This is a genomic window from Alcaligenes sp. DN25, from assembly GCF_023674485.1.
Taxonomy (GTDB): Bacteria; Pseudomonadota; Gammaproteobacteria; order Burkholderiales; family Burkholderiaceae_B; genus Alcaligenes; species Alcaligenes phenolicus.
Genome location: NZ_CP098408.1, coordinates 3,865,966 through 3,890,523, shown reverse-complemented (window position 1 = coordinate 3,890,523; position 24,558 = coordinate 3,865,966). Strand labels below are relative to the sequence as shown.

At 57.1% G+C, this 24,558-nt stretch carries 20 protein-coding genes; 15 read left to right on the top strand and 5 right to left on the bottom strand.

Annotation, left to right across the window (positions count from 1 at the left end; genetic code table 11):
- Nucleotides 1–77: 77 nt before the first annotated feature.
- From NBV64_RS17930 to NBV64_RS17920, 3 genes are all read left to right on the top strand, one after another.
- Nucleotides 78–1,895: an NAD(P)/FAD-dependent oxidoreductase gene (locus NBV64_RS17930; RefSeq protein WP_250756276.1), complete on the top strand. Its 1,818-nt coding sequence runs from the start codon at nt 78–80 to the stop codon at nt 1,893–1,895.
- Between the two features lie 596 nt (nt 1,896–2,491).
- A complete protein-coding gene (locus tag NBV64_RS17925; RefSeq protein ID WP_009456877.1) occupies nt 2,492–2,836 on the top strand; it encodes a BON domain-containing protein in 345 nt (114 codons plus the stop codon).
- A gap of 53 nt (nt 2,837–2,889) precedes the next feature.
- On the top strand, nt 2,890–3,087 hold the full coding sequence (locus tag NBV64_RS17920; RefSeq protein ID WP_009456875.1) for a CsbD family protein: 198 nt from the start codon (nt 2,890–2,892) through the stop codon (nt 3,085–3,087).
- Nucleotides 3,088–3,167: 80 nt separating this feature from the next.
- On the opposite strand, the gene NBV64_RS17915 is transcribed toward NBV64_RS17920, so the two are convergent.
- Nucleotides 3,168–4,073 carry a LysR family transcriptional regulator gene (locus NBV64_RS17915; protein ID WP_250756275.1) on the bottom strand — a complete coding sequence of 302 codons (906 nt, stop codon included), beginning with the start codon at nt 4,071–4,073 and terminating at the stop codon, nt 3,168–3,170.
- A 108-nt stretch (nt 4,074–4,181) separates the two neighbouring features.
- On the opposite strand from NBV64_RS17915, the gene NBV64_RS17910 reads away from it, so the two are divergent.
- The 4 genes from NBV64_RS17910 to fabG all read left to right on the top strand — a co-directional run bounded on the left by NBV64_RS17910 (nt 4,182) and on the right by fabG (nt 7,938).
- Complete coding sequence (locus tag NBV64_RS17910; protein WP_250756274.1) at nt 4,182–5,060, top strand: pirin family protein; 879 nt, start codon at nt 4,182–4,184, stop codon at nt 5,058–5,060.
- A 165-nt stretch (nt 5,061–5,225) separates the two neighbouring features.
- Complete coding sequence (gene ycaC / locus NBV64_RS17905) at nt 5,226–5,852, top strand: isochorismate family cysteine hydrolase YcaC (protein WP_009456862.1); 627 nt, start codon at nt 5,226–5,228, stop codon at nt 5,850–5,852.
- A gap of 91 nt (nt 5,853–5,943) precedes the next feature.
- Entirely contained in the window at nt 5,944–6,885 is a 942-nt protein-coding gene (locus tag NBV64_RS17900; protein ID WP_250756273.1) for a pirin family protein, read from the top strand.
- Between the two features lie 312 nt (nt 6,886–7,197).
- Nucleotides 7,198–7,938: a 3-oxoacyl-ACP reductase FabG gene (fabG, locus tag NBV64_RS17895; RefSeq protein ID WP_009456856.1), complete on the top strand. Its 741-nt coding sequence runs from the start codon at nt 7,198–7,200 to the stop codon at nt 7,936–7,938.
- Nucleotides 7,939–8,138: 200 nt separating this feature from the next.
- Here the strand turns inward: fabG and proP are convergent, their stop codons facing one another.
- Together proP and NBV64_RS17885 are read right to left on the bottom strand one after the other, a co-directional pair.
- Nucleotides 8,139–9,671: a glycine betaine/L-proline transporter ProP gene (gene proP, locus NBV64_RS17890; protein ID WP_022983652.1), complete on the bottom strand. Its 1,533-nt coding sequence runs from the start codon at nt 9,669–9,671 to the stop codon at nt 8,139–8,141.
- 253 nt (nt 9,672–9,924) lie between these two features.
- Nucleotides 9,925–10,869 (bottom strand): LysR family transcriptional regulator, encoded by a 945-nt coding sequence (locus NBV64_RS17885; RefSeq protein ID WP_026483606.1) that lies wholly within the window; start codon nt 10,867–10,869, stop codon nt 9,925–9,927.
- Between the two features lie 106 nt (nt 10,870–10,975).
- On the opposite strand from NBV64_RS17885, the gene NBV64_RS17880 reads away from it, so the two are divergent.
- The 6 genes from NBV64_RS17880 to NBV64_RS17855 all read left to right on the top strand — a co-directional run bounded on the left by NBV64_RS17880 (nt 10,976) and on the right by NBV64_RS17855 (nt 17,468).
- Nucleotides 10,976–12,460 (top strand): N-acyl-D-amino-acid deacylase family protein, encoded by a 1,485-nt coding sequence (locus NBV64_RS17880; RefSeq protein WP_009456854.1) that lies wholly within the window; start codon nt 10,976–10,978, stop codon nt 12,458–12,460.
- Between the two features lie 121 nt (nt 12,461–12,581).
- Entirely contained in the window at nt 12,582–13,994 is a 1,413-nt protein-coding gene (locus NBV64_RS17875) for a gluconate:proton symporter (protein WP_022983649.1), read from the top strand.
- 19 nt (nt 13,995–14,013) lie between these two features.
- Nucleotides 14,014–14,859 carry a serine hydrolase gene (locus NBV64_RS17870; protein ID WP_009456850.1) on the top strand — a complete coding sequence of 282 codons (846 nt, stop codon included), beginning with the start codon at nt 14,014–14,016 and terminating at the stop codon, nt 14,857–14,859.
- Between the two features lie 22 nt (nt 14,860–14,881).
- On the top strand, nt 14,882–15,706 hold the full coding sequence (locus tag NBV64_RS17865) for a carbon-nitrogen hydrolase family protein (RefSeq protein WP_009456848.1): 825 nt from the start codon (nt 14,882–14,884) through the stop codon (nt 15,704–15,706).
- 29 nt (nt 15,707–15,735) lie between these two features.
- Nucleotides 15,736–16,539 (top strand): N-formylglutamate deformylase, encoded by an 804-nt coding sequence (gene hutG / locus NBV64_RS17860; RefSeq protein WP_009456846.1) that lies wholly within the window; start codon nt 15,736–15,738, stop codon nt 16,537–16,539.
- A gap of 80 nt (nt 16,540–16,619) precedes the next feature.
- Nucleotides 16,620–17,468, top strand: coding sequence for a putative RNA methyltransferase (locus NBV64_RS17855; RefSeq protein ID WP_250756272.1), 849 nt, complete (start codon nt 16,620–16,622; stop codon nt 17,466–17,468).
- Here NBV64_RS17855 and NBV64_RS17850 read toward each other — a convergent pair.
- Nucleotides 17,465–19,054 (bottom strand): sensor domain-containing diguanylate cyclase, encoded by a 1,590-nt coding sequence (locus tag NBV64_RS17850; RefSeq protein ID WP_250756271.1) that lies wholly within the window; start codon nt 19,052–19,054, stop codon nt 17,465–17,467. The two genes, NBV64_RS17855 and NBV64_RS17850, sit on opposite strands and share 4 nt — an antisense overlap.
- A gap of 267 nt (nt 19,055–19,321) precedes the next feature.
- Here NBV64_RS17850 and acnA point away from each other — a divergent pair, with 267 nt between their 5' ends.
- Both acnA and NBV64_RS17840 read left to right on the top strand, forming a co-directional pair.
- Nucleotides 19,322–22,075 carry an aconitate hydratase AcnA gene (gene acnA / locus NBV64_RS17845; protein WP_137430534.1) on the top strand — a complete coding sequence of 918 codons (2,754 nt, stop codon included), beginning with the start codon at nt 19,322–19,324 and terminating at the stop codon, nt 22,073–22,075.
- A gap of 127 nt (nt 22,076–22,202) precedes the next feature.
- The gene (locus NBV64_RS17840; protein WP_250756270.1) at nt 22,203–23,618 is read left to right on the top strand and encodes an MFS transporter; all 1,416 of its coding nucleotides are present in this window, start codon (nt 22,203–22,205) and stop codon (nt 23,616–23,618) included.
- On the opposite strand, the gene NBV64_RS17835 is transcribed toward NBV64_RS17840, so the two are convergent.
- Nucleotides 23,615–24,469, bottom strand: coding sequence for an aldo/keto reductase (locus NBV64_RS17835; protein WP_022983645.1), 855 nt, complete (start codon nt 24,467–24,469; stop codon nt 23,615–23,617). The genes NBV64_RS17840 and NBV64_RS17835 overlap by 4 nt on opposite strands.
- Nucleotides 24,470–24,558 lie beyond the last annotated feature (89 nt).

Sequence of the window (24,558 nt, the reverse complement as noted above, 5' to 3'; positions counted from 1 at the left end):
GGCACGGTGTTTGCTATGTACTCCATAGCTGGGCAACAAAAGCCCGGCGCAACATTAAAACGATATGGAGACAAATCATGCAAACACAGCAGCAACTGCAGCCGTCTGCGCGACAGTTGGACACGGTTCTTGAACAGCTGACCCATGCGCTTGCCAGCAATGCACCGGACGATGCGGCAGCCCTGTTTGCCGAAGAATGTTTTTGGCGTGATCTGGTCATGTTCACCTGGAATATCCGAACCATGGAAGGGCGCGACCAGATCCGCGACATGCTGACGCAGCAGCAACAAGGCGCCGTGTCAGCCAGGTTCGAGCGCGACAGTGCCGAGCCGGTCAGTGACGACGGCCAAGGTCTGGTGGAGGGCTGGTTTCGTGTGGAAACTGACCTGGCGCGTGGCTACGGCCATATTCGGGTCAAGGACGGGAAGATCTGGACCTTCCTGACCACCATGTCGGAATTGAAAGGGCACGAGGAGCCTTTGGGTGTGCGCCGCCCCATGGGGGCCGAGCATGGCATTCGCCGTGGGCGTCAGACCTGGCAGGAACGTCGTCAACAGGAGCAGGCTGAGTTGGGCACGACCGAGCAGCCCTATGTGCTGGTGATCGGCGGCGGGCAGGGTGGTATTGCGCTGGGCGCGCGCCTGCGGCAGTTGAACGTACCCGCGCTCATCATTGATCAACATGCCCGCCCTGGCGATAGCTGGCGCAAACGCTACAAGTCGCTGTGCCTGCACGACCCCGTCTGGTACGACCACCTGCCTTACATGCCTTTCCCCGATAACTGGCCTGTCTTTGCACCCAAGGACAAGATTGGCGACTGGCTGGAAATGTACGTCAAGGTGATGGAGCTGAATTACTGGAGCAGCACCGTATGCAAGAAGGTGCGCTACGACGAGTCCAGCCAGACCTGGGAGGTGGAGATCGAACGTGATGGCAAGCCCATGACGTTACGGCCACAGCAATTGGTCTTTGCTACGGGCATGTCCGGCAAGGCAAACGTGCCCAGCATAAAGGGGCAGGATGTGTTCAAGGGCGAACAGCAGCACTCCTCGCAGCATCCCGGACCAGAAGCATATGCGGGCAAGAAAGTAGTGGTGATCGGGGCCAATAACTCGGCGCACGATATTTGCGCGGCGCTGTGGGAGGCGGGGGCGGATGTCACCATGGTGCAGCGTTCGTCCACGCATATTGTGCGATCCGACTCCTTGATGGAGATCGGCTTGGGAGATCTGTATTCTGAACGGGCACTGGCATCGGGAGTCACCACGCGCAAGGCAGATTTGCTCTTTGCCTCTCTGCCGTACCGCATCATGGCGGACTTCCAGATCCCTGTGTACGACAAGATCCGCGAGCGCGATGCACAGTTCTATCAGAAGCTGGAGGAGGCAGGCTTCATGCTGGATTGGGGTGACGATGGCTCCGGTTTGTTCATGAAGTATCTGCGTCGTGCTTCGGGTTATTACATCGATGTGGGCGCTTGCGAACTGATTATTGATGGCAGCATCAAGCTGAAGTCCCGGACCGACATCAGCCATCTGACAGAGAACGCTGTGGTACTGACAGACGGCACGGAACTGCCTGCGGACCTGGTGGTGTATGCCACGGGCTACGGTTCCATGAATGGCTGGGTGGCCGATCTGGCAGGCCAGGAAATGGCGGATAGGGTAGGCAAGTGCTGGGGTCTGGGTTCGGAAACCACCAAAGATCCAGGGCCCTGGGAGGGCGAGCAGCGCAATATGTGGAAGCCAACGCAACAGCCGAACTTGTGGTTCCACGGCGGCAATTTGCATCAGTCGCGTCATTATTCCCAATACCTGGCCTTGCAGCTTAAAGCGCGTCAGGCTGGCTTGCCGGTGCAGGTTTACGGGATGCAGGAGGTGCATCATCTGCGTTGATCGATAGTGACTTTGTTGCTTGGGTAAGAGTGCGCAGTCTGCACCTTGTTCTGATTTTGGCCAGATTATCAATTCGATGATCTGGCTTTTTTTCGCTTGTCGGCTGCGGAGGGCGTGTTTGCGCGACAAGCATCGCGGTTAAGGCGGTGGTTTTGTTAGCAGCCCTGCTAAATTTTTTACTTTATGTATCTGCCCTGAGCGGCTCCTATCCAGTGAGCGAGGCTCTGCTTGACTGCTCTGTTCGTGCCCAGAATTTTTCGCCTCAAAGGGGCCTCCGTTTCTTCGTCAGGAACGTATGGAAACCAGCCGTGCTGCGTGTCAGGGCGGATTTTGTCTGGCCTGCATGATGGCCAGGATTGGCCTGAAACAAGCCGCTTTCCATAAGTGAGGTGAATAGGGATGTATGAAGTTTGAAGAAAATACTTATAAAGAAATTGCTTGTAGCATTTTGTAGTTTTCAGCCTGGTCGGGAATGTTACGGTGGAACCATCCATCGCAAACAACGAAATTTTTGTTGATTGATTTGGACTCCTTTTAATAGCAGGGATAAAGGGTTTTTAAATTAAAAATTCCCTTTCTGATATTGGAGAACTTATATGAAAAAATCCGCCATCCTATCCAGTGTGTTGATGACGACTGCTTTGAGTTTTGGTCTGCAAAGCGGTGCAATGGCTAATGAACCAGCCGTTAATCAGGATCACTCGGCAAGCGCAGGCGAAGCCGTCAGCGATACCTGGATCACCACCAAGATCAAGGCTGATCTGGCCAGCACCAAGGATTTGAAGAGCACGGATATCTCTGTTGAAACCAATAATGGCGTCGCAACATTGACCGGTACCGTGCCCAGTGAAATTGAGCACAAGAAAGCCGTTGCTGCAACGGAAAGTGTGAAAGGCGTTGTGAAAGTCGATTCGTCGGGATTGAAAGTAAAACCGGAATAAAAGTTCCGTCATCAATCCTAATTGTGAATTCCCGTTGAAACAGGAGAGCGACTATGAATGAAGATACGATCAAAGGTAAATGGAAACAGTTGTCTGGCAAGATTCAGGCCAAATGGGGAAAACTGACCAATGACGATATTGATGTTGCCGAAGGCAATACCGAATATCTGGTCGGTAAAATTCAGGAGCGCTACGGCATTGCGCGTGAGGAAGCTGAAAAGCAAGTTCGCGACTTTAATGGCGGCGCCTGATCCCCTGGCTTGATTGCCCAGGACTATAAAACGCCCTGCATATGCAGGGCGTTTTTCTTTGTGTCTTGGCAAGGTTGCTGTCAGTCCTCATCCATCTGCTGGTAGCGTTCGACGAGGTAATCCAGCAATGCTCGCACAGCTGGCATCTGCCCCCGGCGGGAGGAAAACACGGCATGAATGATTTCGCGTCGTGGAGCCCAGTCCGGAATCAGTTTCACCAAAGAGCCGTCGGCCAATTGATCGCAGACTACCAGGGTAGGCAACTGCACCACACCAACGCCTTTTAGTGCTGCGCAGCGCAAGGCCGTCATATCGGTGGTAATCAGGCGGGGCGTGTGATGCAGCACGGCTTGTGCGCCATCGGGACCATACAAGGTCCAGGTATGGCTTTGTTGTGGCAGCCCCAATGCCAGGCTGGGATAGTCCGCCAGATCAGCGGGTGAGCCGGGCATTCCGTGGCTGGCAATCAGCTCCGGGCTGGCTATCAAACATTGGCTGCGGTCGGACAGAACACGCATCACCAGATCGCTGTCTTGCAATGGTGGCGGGCGCACGCGGATCGCCATATCCAGCGCTTCCCCGATCAGGTCCACGCGCCGGTTGGTGGCATCCAATTGCACCGTGACATGCGGGTAGCTGACCATGAAGTCGGCCAACATATCACTGACATGGGCGTTCAGTAAGGTGATGGGGCAACTGAGGCGCACCACACCGCGCGGCTCGGCACGTGTCAGTTCGATGGCTGCCTGTGCCGCTTCGGCCTCTACCAGCATGGCCTTGCAGTGCTCGTAATAGGTCTGGCCAATCTCGGTCACGGTAAAGCGGCGGGTGGAGCGCTGGATCAGCCGCACTCCCAGGCGCTCTTCCAGTGCAGCCAGCCTGCGGCTAAGCGTGGATTTGGGTAAACCCAGTGCGCGACCGGCCGGGGCAAAGCCGCCGTGATCCACAATCTGAACGTAGAAGTACAAGTCGTTTAAATCTTGCATGGCAGTTTTATCGTTCCATAAATGGAACATAGATGGCCGATTTAGGGGGCTACTGGCTTCGTTGTCCCGAGTTTATTCTGTCTCTTATGTTGAAACAAGGAGATGGACATGATGAAAATTCTTGGTATCTATAGCGCTCCCCGTCCTCACTGGGTGGGCGACGGCTTCCCCGTTCGCTCCCTGTTTTCGTACCACACACACGCAAAACAGTTGAGCCCCTTCCTGCTGCTGGACTATGCCGGCCCTGCCGAGTTTGCTCCCAGCAACCACAAGCGCGGCGTTGGCCAGCACCCACATCGGGGTTTTGAAACCGTCACCATCGTCTACAAGGGCGAGGTTTCACACCACGACTCCACGGGTCAGGGCGGCACGATCGGCCCCGGTGATGTGCAGTGGATGACGGCCGGCTCGGGCATCTTGCACGAGGAGTATCACTCCGACGCTTTTGCTCGTTCTGGCGGCACTTTGGAAATGGTACAGCTGTGGGTCAACCTGCCTGCCAAAGACAAGCGTGCTCCCGCTGGCTATCAGGCCATTACCGATCAGCAAATTCCTGTGGTCGCACTGCCTGATGCTGCTGGCATGGTGCGCGTCATTGCCGGTGAAAAGGATGGTGCTGCTGGCCCTGCCAAGACCTTTACCCCCATGAATGTATGGGATATGCGTCTGAATCAGGGTGGTATTGCCGAGCTGGAAAGCCCTGAAGGCTGGACAGCCGCCTTGGTGGTGCTGCAAGGCACCGTACTGGTCAATGGTCAAAGCGTGGCTCGTGAAGGGCAACTGGTCGTGCTGGATCGGACAGGCAGCCAGTTCAGCGTGGAAGCCAATAACGACGCCGTTGTCCTGCTGATCAGTGGTGAACCCATTGATGAGCCCATTGTGAGACACGGCCCCTTCGTCATGAATAGCAAGCAAGAGATCTTGCAGGCTATGGATGACTTCAATAATGGCCGCTTTGGTGCCATGGCATCGGGATCGGCATCGTAGTAGTGCAAGGCTGGGGGGGCTGCGTGAGCCGCCCTCGCAGTTTGAACAGAGGGCCGATGGCTGCCCTGATACGTAATTTGCAGCGCGATACCACCAGCGCTGTGGCAGTACCGGGTACTACCCTGTGGTACCCGATCTTTTCAATCCCCTTTGAGGAAAACTGAGATGACTACGCCCTACAAACGTCTTGATAAAGACCAAGCCGCTGTTTTGCTGGTTGACCACCAAACCGGATTGCTGTCCCTGGTTCGTGACATTGATCCAGACAAGTTCAAGAACAATGTGCTGGCTCTGGCCGATCTGGCCAAGTACTTCAACTTGCCCACCATTCTGACCACCAGTTTTGAAGAAGGCCCTAATGGTCCTTTGGTCCCGGAGCTGAAAGAAACCTTCCCGGATGCGCCTTATATCGCTCGCCCTGGTCAGATCAATGCCTGGGATAACGAAGAATTCGTCAAAGCCATCAAGGCAACGGGCAAGAAGCAGCTGATCATTGCCGGTGTGGTGACTGAAGTGTGCGTGGCTTTCCCGGCCCTGTCGGCTTTGGAAGAAGGCTTTGATGTGTTCGTGGTCACCGATGCCTCGGGCACATTCAACGAACTGACACGTCACTCGGCCTGGGATCGCATGTCTTCGGCCGGTGCTCAACTGATGACCTGGTTTGGCGTGGCTTGCGAACTGCACCGCGACTGGCGTAACGACGTGGAAGGTCTGGGTGCCTTGTTCTCCAACCATATCCCCGACTACCGCAACTTGATCAATAGCCACACCAAGTTCACATCCGGTAAGTAAATCGCTTCGGCGCTGCGCTGGTCACTTGAGTGGCCAGCGCTTTTGGCTGTTTGAAACCCAGCCCCCAGATCTGTTTTCAGGAGTTCGACCCATGAGTACACACAGTTCCGAAGTCTCTTCATCCTTTGATTGTCCCGAAGACATCAACGGCGAAAAACATGTTCAACGTGTTGCCGGGCGCGGCGCACAAGTGGGTGGGGGCATTACCGTCAGCCGGATTCTGCCTTCCTCGCAACGGCGTATGGTGGGGGCCTGGTGCTTCCTGGATCATGCAGGGCCCGCCGTGTTCACGTCGGGATCCGGCCTGCGTGTGGGCCCTCATCCACATATTGGCCTGCAAACCTTTACCTGGATGATTCAGGGCGAGGTTCTGCACCGTGACAGCTTGGGCCATGTGCAAGTGGTCAAGCCTGGTCAGGTGAACTTGATGACAGCGGGACGCGGTATCAGCCATACCGAGGAGTCTTTGCCCGGCGAGGACAAGCTGCATGCGGTTCAGCTCTGGATTGCCTTGCCGTCCAAGGACGCCACCTGTGAACCCGCTTTTGACCACCATCCCGACTTGCCTCATTGGCGTGAGGGCGAGTGCGACTTTACCCTGCTGGCCGGTACCTATGCACAGCATCAGGCACCCAGCAAAATGTATTCGCCTATGGTGGGGATGGATTTGAGCAGCTCCAAGGCTGGGGAAGTGAGACTGAATTTGAACCCCGAGTTTGAGTATGGCTTTTTAGTCGTGCAAGGCACCCTGGGTATTCACTCCGAGCAGTTCGAGGCCAATGAATTGGCCTATGTGGGCCGTGGCCTGACGCAGTTGAGCTTGAGTCTGAGCGCCGGCAGCCGAGTCATTGTGCTGGGTGGCGAGCCGTATACCGAGGAACTGGTGTTGTGGTGGAATTTTGTTGGTAAAAACAAGGACGTGATCGGCCAGGCACAACGCGATTGGCGTGCGGCCCATGAGCGCTTTGGTGTGGTGCATGGCTATGACGGTAAGCCCTTGATTGCGCCGGATCTGCCATGGGCAAGCAACTGATTTTCATTGACGGCTGCTGGTTCTGATCGTCTATTGCGATGACGCTGGCCGTGGTTTGCTGGCTGCCTGTCCTGGTTTCCGAGCAGGGCTATGGCGCATGTGTATTTCGCCCTTATCCCGCTGTTCAAGTGGCCCCTTTCGGGGCCATTGTGTCTGTGTACAGTTTGCCCACCGTGACTGGCGGTCTGCTTGTGATCGGAGTACAAAACAGTGTGCTGGTGCAAGCAGGTCCACAGGAAAAGGTCTGTACGGCTGCGGTCAAGCCCTTTTGTTTGCACAACAGCGTTGAACAATTTCTAAAAGGTAGCTGGAATGCGATTGAAAGATAAAGTGGCCATAGTCACCGGTTCGGCAGCTGGAATTGGTTTGGCAACGGCCAGGAAGTTTGCCCAGGAAGGGGCGATTGTGGTGTTGTGCGATCGTAATGCGGATGCCGTCAATCAAGCAGCGCAGTCTTTAAGTGGTAATGGCGTTACCGCCGTAGGCTACACCGTGGATGTGACGGACCGTGCACAGATTGACGCTATGGTGGCGGATGTGAAGCAAAAGTTTGGCCGCATTGATGTGCTGGTGAACAATGCCGGGATCACCAAGGACGCCAAGCTGGTACGCATGACCGAGCAGCAATTTGATGATGTGATTGATGTGAACCTGAAAGCGGTTTTCAACTTCACTCAGGCCGTGGCCGCGGTGATGCTGGAGCAGGAAAGCGGTTCCATTCTCAATGCTTCCAGCGTGGTGGGTTTGTACGGCAATTATGGTCAAACCAATTACGCGGCCAGCAAGTTCGGGGTGATAGGCTTTACCAAAACCTGGGCCAGGGAGTTGGGCCCCAAGGGGATACGCGTCAATGCCGTCTGTCCCGGTTTTATCGAAACAGACATCCTGAAAACCATCCCCGAAAAAGTGCTGCAAGGCTTTCGTGATCATTGTTGGTTGCGCCGCATGGGCAAGCCTGAAGAGATCGCCAATGTGTATGCGTTTTTGGCCTCGGATGAAGCCAGCTTCATCAATGGCACGACGCTGGAAGTGTCGGGCGGTTTGACGGTTTAATACCGTGCTCTGAACGATGGCTTGGAGGATTCTTGTTTGAATCCTGAGCCGCCACAAAAAATCCTGAATCTGACTTGAAGCAGATTCAGGCTTTTTCTACGGGAACAAGCGGTTTGGCGTTGCCGCTGTGAAAGTTGCAGGGGGCGGTTCAGGCCCCCCATCCGACAGCACCTACCCTCTATATAGAGAGGACTGTTTCATTAATCCAGCTCGGGGTGGCGGTCCACCAGACGCTGGCGTTTTTGCTTCAAGGCTTCCAGTTCTTCCTCGGCCTTGGCAATGGCTTCTTCCACATCTTGCACGCTTTGTTCGATGTGGTCATACGCTTCTTGCAGCAGTTCCTTGGCTTCCTTGCGGTTGGAGGCGGTAGGTGTATCGCCGCGCAAGGGGCGGTTCGCCGTTTCGGGCAGGAACAGGGCGGTAATCAAGCCGATGACGCTGGCAAACATCAAATAGTAGGCAGGCACCAGCAAGTTGTTGGTCTGCTCCACCAGCCAGGCCGCAACTGTAGGCGTCAGGCCCGCCACAATGATGGCGATGTTAAAGGAGGCGGCCAAGGCGCTGTAACGTAGCCGGGTCGGGAACAGGGCGGGCAGGGTAGAGGCCATGACCCCGGTCAGGCAGTTCAGTAAAACGGCCAGAATCAGCAGCCCCAGGAAGATCTGCACATTGCTGTCGCTACCAATAAAGTGAAAGGCGGGAATCGCAAAGATCAGCAGGCCCAGACTACCGGCCATCAGAAAGGGTTTGCGACCTATCTTGTCGCTGACAAAACCTACCACCGGTTGCACGAACAGCATCCCTATCATCACCACCACAATAATGAAGACACCATGTTCTTCGGCATAGCCCAGGCTGCTGGACAGATAGGTAGGCATATAGGTCAGCAACATGTAATAGGTGATGTTGGTGACCAGCACCATGCCAATACAAATCAGCAGGGCTTTGCGGTACTTGGAGAATATCTCGCCAAAGGAAACCGTGGGGCGCTCTGTCAGGGCGGCGCGGTCTTCTTTCTCCATCTTTTCCAGTTGCTCGGTAAAGGCGGGAGTCTCTTCAGCGGCATGGCGCAGGTACAAGCCCAAAATACCCAGTGGACCGGCAATCAGGAAAGGAATGCGCCAGCCCCAATCCTGGAAGGTCTCTTCGGTCAGGGACGTTTGCAGCAGCACGACCAAACCGGCGCCCAGAACAAAGCCCGCGATAGAGCCAAAGTCCAGCCAGCTACCCAGGAACCCGCGCTGCCGGTCGGGCGCGTATTCGGCCACAAAAACTGCCGCGCCAGTGTATTCACCGCCTACGGAAAAGCCTTGGGCCAGCTTGCACAGCAGCAGCAAAATGGGTGCCCAGATGCCGATGGATAGATAAGAGGGAATCAGGCCGATCAGGAAGGTGCTGATGGCCATGATGATAATGGTCAGGGACAGCACTTTCTGACGACCGAACTTGTCCCCCATCAGTCCAAAGAACACACCTCCCAGAGGCCGCACCAAAAAGGGCACCGAGAAGGTACCCAGGGCTGCAATGGTTTGTACTGCGGGAGAGGCATCGGGGAAAAAGACTTTACCCAAGGTGGCGGCCACAAAGCCGTAAACGCCAAAGTCAAACCATTCCATGGCGTTGCCCAAGGCAGCGGCGGTTACGGCTTTTTTAAGTTTGCTGTTGTCTACGACGGTAATGTCGTCAATGTGAAGCGGCTTGGCGTTGCTGGATGCCGCGGAGGACTGCGTCATATGGCTTCTCCTGGAGAGCAGGACAATGACCTGCAGGTTCGCCCTTGTGCTGTCGATCCCAGAGAAGGAGCACTGGCATGACGGCATTGTGATCAGGCGAGGCTTGGAGGCGATTCTACGTCCAGCTTTGCTGTTCGTCTATCGAAGGGAAAGGGTCGAGCAGTCAGGGCCAAGTCGCGAGGAAAACGGGACGCGACTTGCCGTCCTTATTGTTACTGAGCCCAAGCCTGTCTCCCACCACATTTGCACATGCTTACAGAGCGCGGCATCCAGGCGGTAAAGGAGCTTTTTTCACGTAGGCTCGCACCTCATCGACCAATGCCGCTGCCGCGGGCGTCAAGTCATGTTCTTGGTGAAACATTAGACACAAGGTACGGACCAGCGTGGGGGCCTGCAGCAAGGAGAAGCTCAGACCGGGCATCAAGACCCGTTGTGCAGCCAAGGCGGGCAGCAGGGCAATGGCCAGACCACTTTGCACCAGCGCTGCTTGCGAGGTGGTGCTGGACGCTTCATAAAACGGGGCCGAGGTTTCGATGGGCAGGTCCGGTCGGGACTGCAGCACTGCCATGATGCCGGTTTCGTCTACGACGCCCACCAGCTTGCGCTCATTCAGAGCAGACCAACTGACCGTGTTGTTGGCATCCGGTTTGATCAGCTTGTCGTCGCTGCGATAGAGCACGCCAAACTGGTCTTCCAGCAAGGGTTGACTGTCCAGCCCTTGGACATCCGCCCAGGGACTGGTCAGACCAAAGTCGATCTCCCCGGCCACGATCTGGCGTTGAATGCGTCCCGAGTTGTCATCCCGTAAATACAGACGGACCGCCGGATGCTGCTGGGAGAAATTGGCGGCTGCCGGTGCTATCAAATCCGTAATGGCCGACGGCGCTGCGGCCACACTGACCCGCCCGCTTTTCAATTCCCCATAACGCATGACATCGCTGATGGCGCCATCAAAATCTGCCAGCAGGCGGGTGATGCGCGGCAGGAACTCCTGACCAATAGGCGTCAGGGATACACGCCGACTGGTGCGGTTGAACAAGGTGGTATTCAGGGCAACTTCCAACTGCTGGATCAGGCCCGTGACCGAGGATTGTGTTTGAAAAAGACGACGCGCGGCATGGGTGAAACTGGCCTCCTGGGCCACGGCGACAAACGCGTTCAAGTGCTTGAGCGTGATGTGCTTGGGAAGTCTGTCCATATCATTTTCTGATTAATCAATTAACTTAAACAATTTTTCATATTAATAATACCTTTGGATAATGCGGTCAACTCCCCTTTTTGTGGGAGGGTTAGTGGAGACGTAGATGCAGACAGACGACCGCAGGCTGGACGTCAAGATCAGCAATGGCTGGATTATTGATGGCTTGGCCACCCCGCGTTGGCGTGGTGATGTGGGTATTCGAGAAGGACGGATTGTCGCCGTGGGCGACTTGAGCGCCTGGCACGCCGATCAATCGGTGGACGCCAGCGGCCATGTGGTGGCTCCTGGATTTATTGATACTCACGGCCATGATGATTTGATGTTCATCGAGCGGCCTGTTCTGGACTGGAAAACCAGCCAGGGCATTACGACGGTTGTGGTCGGCAATTGTGGCGTCAGCGCTTTCCCGGCTCCTTTGCCTGGCAACTCGGCAGCGGCTTTGGCCTTGCTGGGCGATTCTCCCTTGTTTGCAGACATGGCGCAGTACGTGCAAGCCGTGCGCAAGCTCAAGCCCATGATCAACGTGGCGGCTCTGGTCGGTCACGCGAATCTGCGCATGGCCGTGATGCAGGACCCCTTGTCCCAGCCGAATGCCGATGAACAAAAGGCCATGGAAGCCTTGCTGGCCAAGGCCTTGGAAGAAGGCGCCGTGGGCTTTAGTACCGGCCTGGCTTACGAGCCCGGCTGCATGGCCGAGCCGGCCGAACTGGAAGGTCTGGCCCGTGTTGCCGCTTCCAAGGGCTCCTTGCACACCAGCCATATTCGCAATGAAGGCGACACGGTGCAGGAGTCGGTAGAAGAAGTGCTGGCGGTAGGCCGCCAGACGCAGTGCGCCACCCTGGTGTCGCACCACAAGTGCATGATGCCGGCCAACTGGGGCCGCAGCAGCCATACCTTGGCCAATATTGATCGGGCCCGCGCCGATGGCGTGCAGGCCACCCTGGATATTTATCCCTATTCGGGCAGCTCCACGATCCTGATCCCCGCGCGCGCCCACACCATAGACCAGATTCGTATTACCTGGTCCGAGCCTCACCCCGAGTGCAATGGCCTGTATCTGGCCGAGATTGCCGAGCAGTGGGGCTGCGACCGGGAAACTGCCGCACGGCGTTTGCTGCCTGCTGGCGCGATTTATTTTGCGATGGACGAGAAAGAAGTCCAGCGCATTTTCAGCCACCCATGTTGCATGGTGGGCTCGGACGGATTGCCTGCGGATGCGCATCCCCACCCTCGTTTGTGGGGGAGTTTCACGCGCATTTTAGGGCGGTACGTACGCGAAGATGGCCTGATGTCCCTGGAGCAGGCGGTTGCCAAAATGACCGCCATGCCTGCCTCGGTCTTCGGGCTGGAAAACCGCGGCGTGTTGCAAGTCGGCGCCTGGGCGGATCTGGTGGTGTTTAATCCCGAAACGGTGCAAGATTGCGCCACTTGGGAAGAGCCCACCTTACCGTCTCAAGGTGTGCAGACCGTGTTTGTGAATGGCGTACAGGTTCATCCTGTTGCCCCGGAGCAGCGGCCCGGCCAGGTGCTTGATCGCGCCTTTGCCGCTCAGGCACAAAGCCTGGATGCGCCGATTATCCCGCTATAAGCGGCGCGTCGGACAAGAAAACAGTCGCTGTGACCTGGGGCGGTCAACCAGGGCAGGGCGATTGCATCACATGCAGGCCGGTTTTTGAAAACTGGCCAGGAAGGATCGTTAAGGAGACGACATGAGTGTCATTCAGCAACAAATGCCAACGGGCAAGCGCAATGCTGCCATGGTGGTGTTTTTAATTGGCATGGCGATTGCCTTGTACACCCACTTTTACATGCCGGGTGAAAGCTCCCTGTGGGGCTTGACGCCGGTAGTGGTGTTTGCGCTTATCGCCTTGTTGGGTGTGGATATTGTTCTGGCCACGATTGGTGCGATTGTATTGGGTGCCATCATGACCAGTACGACGCCCATTGCCATGGGCAAACTGCTGGCCGAGTCCCTGGGCTCGTTCATTGCCGTGGTGGGTTTGATTATTGTGCTGGGCGCCGGGGTGGGTGAAGTGGCTGCCCGTACGGGTGCCGCCGAGCAATTGGTGCGAGCCATTGTGAAGCGTATTGGCTTGTCCAATCCGGTGCGTGTGCGTCTGGGCATCATGGTGGCCTCCACCTTGATCTGTGGCGCTCTGGGTACGCTGGCTGGCGGTAACGCCATTATTGCTGCGGTGGTGATTCCAATTGCCGCGGCCGTGCGTCTGTCCCCTCCCGCTGTGGCTGCCTTGTTCCAAAGTGCCGGTTCCGCCGGTCTGGTGCTGGGCCCATTCACCCCTAACGTGGTGACCGTGACGGGTCTGACCGGTCTGAGCTACACCGATTACCTGCTGGTTGCTGGCTTGCCCATGGCAGCGGCGACCTTGCTGACCGGCTGGTTCATGTCCGGTCGCATTCAGAAGATGACCAAGGACTATTTCCAGTACGAAGAAGCCTCGCAAGGTCAGGCTGCTTTTGACGTGAATGCCAAGGCTTCGCCCAAGGCTGTGCGCGCTGCCTGGGCTTTCTGCATCACCATCGTGGGTCTGGCTGCGGTGGGTATCGCCTCCAAGGCCGGCTTTGCTTACGCCATTATCGTGATGGTGTCTCTGGGTGCGGCAACCGGTCTGGCCGGTGGTATGAACCCACGTGAAATTTTGCAGGCCATGTATGCCGGTGCGGGCAAGCTGATCTGGATTTTCTTCCTGTTCTGGCTGTTCAACCCGGTGCTGGTGCTGGTGGATCAGCTGAACGCCTACCACGCCTTGCTGGACTCGGTACAACCGTATCTGGTGGGTATTAGTGGCGCTGTGCTGTGCATGTTGATTGTGGCCTTTAACGTGGTCGGTCACATACCGGGTGCGGCCGTCGCGCAGATGACTTTTACCGCCAAGATTTTTGGCCCCGTTCTGGCTGCGGCTGGTGTGGGCCCTGCAGCTACCGCTGCCGTTATTCTGGGCAGCTCGCAGATTGACTGGTTTGGTCCTTTCCCCTCTTCGGACATGTTCGGCCAGATGGGCCTGGCGCGATCCACTCAGCTCAAATACATGTTGTATAACGGCTGGGCGGTCATGATCATCAACTTGTTGATGTTCGCCGGTCTGTTCATGATTTTGGTCTGAGTACTGAAGGAGAGTGTGTATGTTTACCTTAGGAAGCGAGTTGCTGGATGCGCCACTGGTTCGTGAGCGCCTGCAGGAACGACTGGAGCCTTTGCTGACCCAGGAGTCCGCCCGTATTTCGATGGCGGTCTACGCTACCGACGGTACCTCCTTGTTCGAGTGGCATGCGCAGCGCGTCATGCCCTCGGCCAGCCTGATCAAAACGCCCATGCTCCTGTGCCTGCTCGAGCAAGTTGCTCAGGGCAAGCTGTCGCTGGATACGGTTTACCCTCTGCCCGAGGGCGACCGTACCCCTGGCACTGGCATCTTGAGCCAGCTGCCCGGCGTGCCCAGCCTGAGCCTGCGCGAGCTGGCCCTGCTGATGATTATCCTGAGCGATAACGTCGCCACCAATGCCCTGATCGACTTGCTGGGCATGGATAACATCAACGCCTGGAGCGCCCAGGCCGGTTTGCAGCATACGGATTTGCAGCGCCACATGATGGACATGAAGGCGCGCGAGGCCGGTAAAGACAACTGGACGACCGTTCAGGATGCCTGCTCGACCTTGCTGTATCTATTGCATTCGCCTGCCCTGCCGGAAAGCCTGCGTCAGCAGGGGCTGGACATGCTGGCGGATCAGCGTGAACGAGGTCACTTTGCGGCAATTTTGCCTTCTATCGCCCAACTGGCTCACAAGACCGGCTCCTTGCCCGGCTTGCGTCACGATGCCGGTATCTTGACGATGGGCGAACGCAGTGTGGTGCTGGCCGTGATGGCCGATGGCTTTACCGATGGCCGCACCAGCACCTCTTTATACGGTGGCCAGGGAGCGGGTGTCTTGTCCCGTCTGGCCTTGGAAACGGCCCGCGCCTTGCAGTATTGAGCCGGTCCGAAAGGATAAAAGTATGTCTACGACACGTGTTGCCCTGGTTCAATTGGATAGCGGCCGCGACCGCCAAACCAATCTGGACCAGCTGGAACATTGGGTGCTGGCCGCTGCCAAAGACGGCGCACAACTGATTGTGACTCCCGAGTACAGCGATGTACGTGGTGATACGGAATGGTTGCAGCAAAATGCCACGCCCATTCCGGGTCTGGTGACCGATCACATGGCCAGCCTGGCGCGCCGCACCGGTGCCTGGATTCATCTGGGTTCCATGCACGAGCGCCGTCCTGATGATCATCGCCTGGGCAACACGAGCGTGACGTTTTCACCAGAGGGTGAAATCGTGGCGCAATACCGCAAAGTGCATTTGTACGATGCGGTGGTGAACGGTCTGGAATACCGCGAGTCCGACGATTTCTGCCACGGCCAGCGTCTGCAAAATGTGCAGGTCGGGGATCTGAATCTGGGTCTGAGCATTTGCTATGACATGCGCTTTGCCGAGCTGTTCCGTACCTTGCGTGCCCGTGGCGCGAATGTGCTGGTAGTGCCTGCCGCCTTTAATGTGCATACCGGCCGTGACCACTGGGAAGTGCTGTTGCGCGCCCGAGCCATTGAAAATCAGTGTTACGTGCTGGCCGCCGCGCAGATCGGCGGTCCCGGTCCTGCCATGCCGTGCTTGGGTCGCAGCATGATTATTGACCCTTGGGGCACCGTATTGGCCTGTATGCCTGATCATCCAGGCTATATTTGCGCCGATCTGGACCCCGCTCGCGTGCAGCGCATGCGTGAATCACTTCCGGCCTGGCAGCACCGCCGGGGTGATCTGTATCCTATTCCTTCTTGATTGTGTGCTGAAACAGACTGGAGTCTGCCATGACCGTACCTGCTGCCTTTGAGTTTTATCCGGGCACTGCCCCCTTGTTGATTTCCATGCCCCACTCGGGCACCTACGTGCCTTCGGACTTGCTGGCGCGTTTTACGGAGTCAGCGCGTCAGGTGCCGGATACGGATTGGCATATTCCACGCTTGTATGAGTGCGCCCAAAAATTAGGTGCGTCCGTGCTGGTGGCGACGTATTCGCGGTTTGTGGTGGATCAGAACCGCCCGCCTGACAATGCCAGCCTGTATCCCGGTCAAAGCGTCACCAGCCTGTGTCCCGTGGACACGTTTGGCGATGAACCCATCTACCAGCCTGGCCAGGAACCGGACGAGCGTGAGGTTGCCCAGCGTCGCGAGACCATCTGGTTGCCGTATCACCAGAAGCTGGAAGAAGAGCTGACGCGTTTGCTGGCCCTGCATGGCCGTGTGGTCCTGTGGGATGCGCATTCGATTCGTTCGGTCGTGCCGCGCTTTTTTGAAGGCCGTCTGCCGGATCTGAATTTCGGGACCGCCAATGGTCAGAGTTGCGATCCAGCCTTGAGCGAACGTCTGATGAAAACCGCCTCGGCCAACAAAGATTACAGCAGCGTGTTGAATGGTCGTTTCAAAGGTGGCTACATTACCCGCCACTATGGACGTCCCGAGCAGAACATCCATGCTGTGCAGCTGGAAATGGCACAGTGCTGCTATATGGAAGAGCAGTGGCCCTTTGAGTACAAGGAAGAGGCTGCCCGCAACATTCAACCCCTGATTGAGGCCTTGCTGCGCGACGCGCTGGCCTTTGCGACCGAGTCGTAAATTCATCCTGAGCCCCGGCACAGACAGGCCGGGGCGCTACACTATCGCCTTGGCCACGGTGGCCGTAGAGCGACTCATTCATGTCTGACCTTTCCCCGCCCCTGTTCGAGAAACTGTGCTGTCCTTTGGACGGCTTGCCGCTCTCGTTTGAGGCTCCCAGCTGGCGCTGCCCCTCGGGCCATTGTTTCGATACGGCCAGCCAGGGCTATATCAATCTGCTTCCTGTACAAAACAAGCGTTCACGTGATCCGGGCGACAGCAAGGACATGGTGGCGGCGCGGCGTCGTTATCTGGGGTCCGGGGTGTACGAGCCTATCGCCGCTGGCGTGTGGCGTGCCTTGATAGATGGCCTGGAAGGGGAGGCGCCTTATGCCTGTCTGGATGCGGGCTGCGGCGAAGGCTATTACCCGCGTTATTTGCGTCAGCAGGATCAGGATGGGCAGTTGGCCCTGATTGGTCTGGATATTTCCAAGTGGGCTGTCATGGCGGCGGCGCGTAGTTCCTCGGACATACGTTGGCTGGTGGGTAGCAATGCACAATTGCCCGTGCCAGATGGTGCTTTGGATGCCTTGCTGTGCATGTTTGGTTTTGCCGTGCCCGAGGAGTTCTTGCGTGCGCTGAAGCCGGGCGGTATCTGGGTGCAGGTTGAAGCGGGCCCAGACCATTTGCTGGAGCTGCGCCGCATTATTTATCCGACCTTGAAAGCCGATAAGGACGAGACTTTGCAGTCCCCGGTCGGTTTCAGTCTGGAAGCTGTTGAACGTGTCCGTTGTCAGATCAGCCTTGATTCACAAGAGAAAGTTGCCGATCTGCTCTTGATGACGCCACATTTGTTCCGAGCCAGCGCGCAAGGGTTGGAGCAGGCTCGTCAATTGACGAGCCTGGATCTTCAGGTGGATGTGCGTATCAAGGTCTTGCGTCGTCTTTAAGCTGATCTGCTCTGAGCGTCGCTGGCAGCAGGATCGCAAATTTCTACGCGGTTGCGTCCATTGCGCTTGGCCTTGTAAAGCGCTTCGTCCGCCAGTTTCAACACCGTGCTGTGTTCTCGGGCATGCAAGGGCCAGTGTGCCAGCCCGATGGAAATCGTAATGGGTGAGCCAGTTGGGCTATTGGTTTCGCTGATCAAAATGCGCAGGCGCTCGGCCAGTTGCACGGCCTGGTCTACATCCTGATCGGGCAGGAAAATACAGAACTCTTCACCCCCGACCCGACAGATCAGGTCCGTATCGCGGGTGCAGGCCCGCATGGTGTCGGCCAGAAAGCTCAGCACCAGATCGCCCACATCGTGCCCGTAGGTGTCGTTCACGCGTTTGAAGTGGTCAATATCCACTGTCAGCACGGAAAAGGGGGTGTCCGTTTCTTTCCATTGTTGCAGCACAACAGCCATGCCTCGGCGGTTGTTCAGCCCGGTCAGCGGGTCGGTATTGCGCTCCACATCCATGACGCCCATTTTGCGATTCACACGCTGCAAGCCCAGCAACATGGCCAGCTTGATCTGGCGGGACTCAAAATACCAGGCGTGAACTTGCTCGATGCGCGAACTGGCCTTGGCTGAGTCCAGATGCGGAGCCTGGCGAGCCAGTTGTCGCAAGGGTTTGGCGATCAGCATGGCCAACATCCAGATCAGGATCTGCACCGCCAGGAAAAAGGGGATGGAATTGCGCAGCACCTTGCCCAGCAGGACCGTTAATTCATCCAGCACCACTTTGGTGGGACTTTGCACCACAACGCCCCATTTCACATCGTTGCTGGGCGCAAAACCGGCCAGCATGTCTACACCTTTCACGTTGCGCAGGGATAGAGCGCTACTCTCGCCCTGGCTGACAGCGTCAATGGCCGGGTTGCCGTGTATGACTTCGCCAATCCGGGCGACGTCACGGTGGAAAATCAGCCGTTTGTGCTGGTCGACCACATAAATGTAAGATCCATCACGATAAAAGTGCTCGCCTAGTAAGGCGTTCAGGCTATTGGGCTCGTGCAGGTAGATGGAACCGCCTACCAGGCCCTTGTAATTGCCTTCCGCATCAAAAATCGGGTGGGACAGGAAGATCAGCAAGCGCCCGGTTGCGGACAGATAGGGCTGACTGACCACGGGCTTCCTGGTTTTCAGTGCCAGTTTTGTGCCCTCCCCTCGTAGTGTCGTGCCAAGCAGGTTGAGCTGTTGAGGAGCATTGGCCAGAACCCGGCCCTCGGTATTCAGAATCAAAACCGAGTTAAAGCTATTGTTTTGTTCTTTCAGGCGCCTTACCTCGTCACGTAGCATGGGCTCGTTGCCCTGATTCAGGGAGCGGGAGAGTTCATTGGCGCTATAACGAAGTTGCTGTTGCAAATTGGCGATGAAGGCATCGGTGCTGCTGGCCAGTTTCAGCGCGTAGGCGCGGTTCTTTTCCAGCGCTTGCTCGATCAGCAAGGAACGCTCCGCTGAATAGGCTCCATACAAGGTGTAGCCCATGGTCAGCAGACTGCTGGCAGTAGCCAGCAAGAGAATCAGCCGGCGCAGATCAACAAAAAACATGAGGATGGGCGAACGCTCGAAGTAAAGGGAGGGGCTGGGGAGGCCGAACAGACGGTCGTAAGACGCCTAAAGCATTATACGTAAAGAATGTTTCCGAGTTTGAGGAGGTGTGACCCAAGGCCACAGGAAGGACGTCGCGCAGGGCAGGGGATTACGCCAGAGTGTAAGATGTGAAATGGTCTAGACCAATAGACAGTTACCACATGTGTATCGCTGGCTGGGTAGATTGGATGGTATCGGCCGGCACTTTTCCATGGAGATCCCGATATGAAAAGCGTAGATAGTTTTAAGGCTTTGCACCAGTTGGATGTCGGCGGGCAGTCCTACGACTACTATCGGTTAGATGCGGTTCGTGGAGATGGCCTGGATGTTGCCAGCCTGCCTTATGGCTTGAAGATCCTGCTGGAAAACTTGCTGCGCACCGAAGACGGTGGCGATGTCACGGCCGATGATATTCGCGCCCTGGCCGCCTGGGACCCTGCTGCCGAGCCCGATCGTGAAATCGCCTTTACCCCCGCACGCGTTGTGCTGCAGGACTTTACCGGTGTGCCAGCCGTTGTGGACCTGGCCGCCATGCGTGAAGCCATGCAGGCCTTGGGCGGTGACCCGCAAAAAATCAACCCCCTGGCACCGGTAGAGCTGGTTATTGACCACTCGGTGATCGTGGACGACTTTGGCAAGCCCAGCTCGTTTGAACGCAACGTGGAAATCGAATACGAGCGCAATATGGAGCGCTACCAGTTCCTGCGCTGGGGCCAAAGTGCTTTTGATAACTTCAAGGTCGTGCCACCGGGCACCGGTATTGTTCACCAGGTGAACCTGGAACATTTGGCCCGCGTGGTCTTTACGCGCGATGAACAAGGCCGTCAGCTGGCGTATCCCGATACCTGTGTGGGTACGGACTCGCACACGCCTATGGTGAACGGTCTGGGCGTGGTGGCCTGGGGCGTAGGCGGTATCGAGGCCGAAGCTGCCATGCTGGGCCAGCCCATTTCCATGCTGATCCCTCGCGTTGTGGGTTTCAAGCTGACGGGTCAAATGCCTGAAGGCACCACGGCTACCGACCTGGTGCTGACGATTACCGATATGCTGCGTCAGCATGGGGTGGTCGGCAAGTTTGTGGAGTTCTACGGTCCCGGCGTCAGCGCTGTGCCTTTGGCCAACCGTGCCACTATCGGCAATATGAGCCCTGAATACGGCTCCACCATCTCCATGTTCCCCATCGACGAGGAAACCCTGCGTTATATGGAGCTGACGGGCCGCAGCAAAGAGCAGATCGAACTGGTACGCGCCTACGCCAAGGCTCAGGGCCTGTGGCACGATCCGCAGCACGAGCCTCGCTACTCCGAGCGCCTGGAGCTGGATCTGTCCACCGTCGTGCCTTCGATTGCTGGTCCCAAGCGTCCTCAGGACCGTATTGCCTTGTCTTCCTCCAAACCGGCATTCCGTACCGCTGTGCGCGACTTGCTGGGCGACGATGTAGCGACCTACGATGAGGCCGTGGAAGAAAGCTTCCCCGCGTCGGACGTGCCTTCGCACAAGCCGCCAGCACCTCGGAAAGCGGCGGTGGAGTTTACGCTGGCCGATGGCAGCAAGTGCACGCTGGATCATGGCTCGGTCGTCATTGCCGCGATTACTTCGTGTACCAATACCTCCAACCCCAGCGTCATGATGGCCGCTGGTCTGCTGGCCAAGAAAGCCGTGGAAAAGGGCTTGAGCCGCAAGCCTTGGGTGAAAACCAGTCTGGCCCCCGGATCGCGCGTGGTCACGGACTACTACCAGCGTGCAGGCCTGACTTCCTATCTGGACAAGCTGGGTTTTGATCTGGTTGGCTATGGGTGCACTACATGTATCGGTAACTCTGGCCCCTTGATTCCAGAGGTCAGCCAGGCCATTAACCAGAACGATCTGGCCGTGGTGTCCACGCTGTCCGGTAACCGCAACTTCGAGGGCCGTATTCACCCCGAAGTGAAGATGAACTACCTGATGTCGCCACCGCTGGTGGTCGCCTACGCCTTGGCGGGCACCATGGATATTGACCTGTACCACGAGCCTTTGGGGCAGGGCAGCGATGGCAAGGATGTATTCCTGAAAGACATCTGGCCGTCTGCCGCTGAAGTGCAGGACGTGATCAGCAAGGCGATTGCCTCGGATATGTATCGTGATGGTTATGCCGATGTGTTCGCCGGTGACGAGCGCTGGCGCTCTCTGCCTACCCCCAAAGGGGATCGTTTCGAGTGGCAGGATGATTCCACCTACGTGCGCAAACCGCCTTACTTCATTGATCTGAAGCGCGATCCAAGCCCCGTCTCGGACATTCGAGGTGCGCGCGTGCTGGCCAAGCTGGGCGATTCAGTGACAACCGATCACATCAGTCCCGCCGGTTCGATTGCGCGTACCTCGCCTGCGGCAACGTACTTGATGGATCACGATGTCAAACCGCAGGATTTCAACTCCTACGGTTCGCGTCGCGGTAACCATGAAGTCATGATTCGCGGCACTTTCGCCAACGTGCGTCTGCGCAACCAATTGGCTCCGGGCACGGAAGGCGGCTATACACGCGACTTCACGCAAGATGGCGCACCAGTGGCCACGATTTACGATGCCTCGCGCAATTACTTGAATGCCGCTGTCCCGCTGGTGATTCTGGCCGGCAAGGAATACGGCTCGGGTTCTTCGCGTGACTGGGCGGCCAAAGGTACGGTGCTCTTGGGCGTCCGTGCAGTTATTGCCGAGTCCTACGAACGTATTCACCGCAGCAACCTGCTGGGCATGGGCGTGATGCCTTTGCAGTTCCCGGCTGGTCAGAACGCCGAAACCTTGGGCCTGGCGGGGGATGAAATCTTTGATATTGAAGGCATTACCGCCCTGAATCAGGACAAGATTCCCGAGAAGGTCAAAGTGCGTGCGGGCGATATCGAGTTCGAGGCTCTGGTCCGAATTGATACGCCTAGCGAAGCGCATTACTACCGTCACGGCGGTATCATGCAGTACGTTTTGCGGGGCTTGTTGAAAGCGTAAGCCCGGCAGCAGGTCAAGGCGTGTGCATGCACGCCCAACAGTGCGTCAGTTGTGCCCTGTGCAACTGGCGCACTGGTGTGTTTGAAGGGCCGGCACGGTTGCCGGCTCTTTGTTTGGATAAAGAAAAATGGCAAATACCCAAGAAGCGTCTTGGTCTGAACTCCTGTCTGGCCGTAATGGCTTGCGCTCACTGGCCTTGGCCGGGGGCGTGGCCGTTCATGCGATCAACGTGTACGTGGCGACCACGATTCTGCCCTCGGTGGTGGAGGATATCGGCGGGCTGGAGTACTACGCCTGGAATACCACGCTATTTGTGGTGGCCTCGATTCTGGGCTCGGCCCTGTCGCCACAAGTTCTGGAAAAACTGGGTCTGCGTCACAGCTTCTTGATGTCCTTGCTGTTCTTTGCCATTGGCACGACCCTGTGCGCGGCAGCGCCTTCCATGCCTTTCCTGCTCTTTGCCCGCACGATTCAAGGTTTGGGCGGCGGCTTGCTGCTGGGCCTGAGCTATTCTTCGATCCGGCTGGTATTTGAAGAGCGACTTTGGCCGCGCGTCATGGCCTTGGTGTCCAGTATGTGGGGCGTGGCAACCTTGTCGGGCCCGGCGATTGGTGGGATATTTGCCCAGATGGGGCAGTGGCGTCTGGCTTTCTGGAGTGTCCTTCCTTGTGCTGCTTTGCTGGCTATTCTGGTCTGGACGCAATTGCGCGATGCGCGTGCGCCTGAAACTCGTAAATCCGGTTCCACTTTGGGCAAGGTATTGCTGCTGACCGCTTCTGTGCTGGTCATGTCCGCAGGTAGCCTGTCTACTTCCTGGATGATCAATCTGGCCGGTGTGCTGGGCGGGGCGATTCTGGTTTATTTGATGGCGCGTGCCGACAGCAAGTCGGCCAGTCGCCTGTTTCCGCAGGGTACTTACTCCATCAGCACGGCCTTGGGCAGTCTGTATGCCGGTATTGGTCTGGTCAGCGTGGCCGTGGCAACGGAAATTTTCATTCCGTATTTCCTGCAGATCATCCACCACATGAGCCCGCTGAAAGCAGGCTACCTGACGGCCTTGATGTCAGGCGGCTGGACCCTGGGTTCTATTGCCAGCTCCAGTCGGGGGCTGAAAACCGGGGATCGCATGATTATTGCCGGGCCTGTATTGTCGGGCCTGTCTCTGGTAGCGCTGGGTGTCTTTATCCCGTGGGTAGGCTTGAGTGAAGGCACGGACTATTCCTGGGCCTTGTACCTGTCTTTATTGGGAGTCGGAGTGGGGATTGGTCTGGCCTGGCCGCATTTGCTGACGCGGGTATTTCATTCCGCGCCCAAGGGGCAGGAGAATATTGCCTCGGCCGCCATTACCACCTTGCAGTTGTTCACGATGGCATTGGGTGCGGCCTTGGCAGGAATCATTACGACAGCCTCGGGCTTTGTGGACCCCGGTGGGGTGCAGGGCGCACGCCAGTCGGCGCAGGCTCTGCTGTGGTTGTTTGCCCTGGCGCCCCTTCTTGCAGCCTTCTTGTCCGGGCCTGCGCGTCGGGTGCGCCCCAGGGCTTAGTCCTGGACGGTGCTTTTGGGCAGGCGGAACAGTTCTGGATCCGGGCCAAGACGGCCGTCGGCCTGATCCAGGCTGGCAATGGCGGCCATATCGGCTTCGCTTAGCTCAAAGCTGAAAATGTCCATATTGTCGCGCTGGCGTTCGGGGGAGTTGGACTTGGTAATCACCATATTGCCCAGCTGAATCTGCCATCGCAGCATGATTTGCGCCACGGAACGGCCATGTTCCTTGGCAATCTTGTTCAACACCGGGTTGTCCCACAGCGTGCCCAATCCCAGCGGGCTCCAGGCTTGCGTCTGGATGGCGTGGTCTTCGTGGTAATGGCGCGATTCAGCCTGCTGAAATCCGGGGTGCAGCTCGATCTGGTTCAGTACGGGCAGCACACCTGTCTTGTCCAGCAAGGTTTGCAGGTGCTGGGGCAGGAAGTTGCACACCCCAATCGACTTCACACGACCTTCATTGCGCAGATTGATCAGCGTCTCCCAAGTCTGGATGTACTGGCGGTTCTTGGGCACGGGCCAGTGAATCAGGTACAGATCCACATAGTCCAGCTGCAGCTTGTCCATGCTTTCTTCAAAGCCTGCACGGGTATTGTCGTGGCCATGCATGTCATTCCACAGCTTGGTGGTCACAAACAGCTCTTCGCGTGGCACCTTGGACTGACGAATCCCTTGGCCCACCTCGGCCTCGTTACCGTAGATGGCGGCGGTATCGATCAGGCGGTAGCCTGCTTCGATGCCACTGCACACCACATCGGCCGTTTGCTCGGCAGGTACCTGCCACACGCCCATGCCCAGTTGTGGCGCACGGTTATCGTCGTGGAAGGTGATTGTTGGGGGGGTAGTCGACATAGGTCTCTCCTCGGTTGAGTGCACGGCAAAACAGCCAGGACATGGCTGATGAAACCACCGCGCATTGGGAACGATCGGGCTCTAGAGTA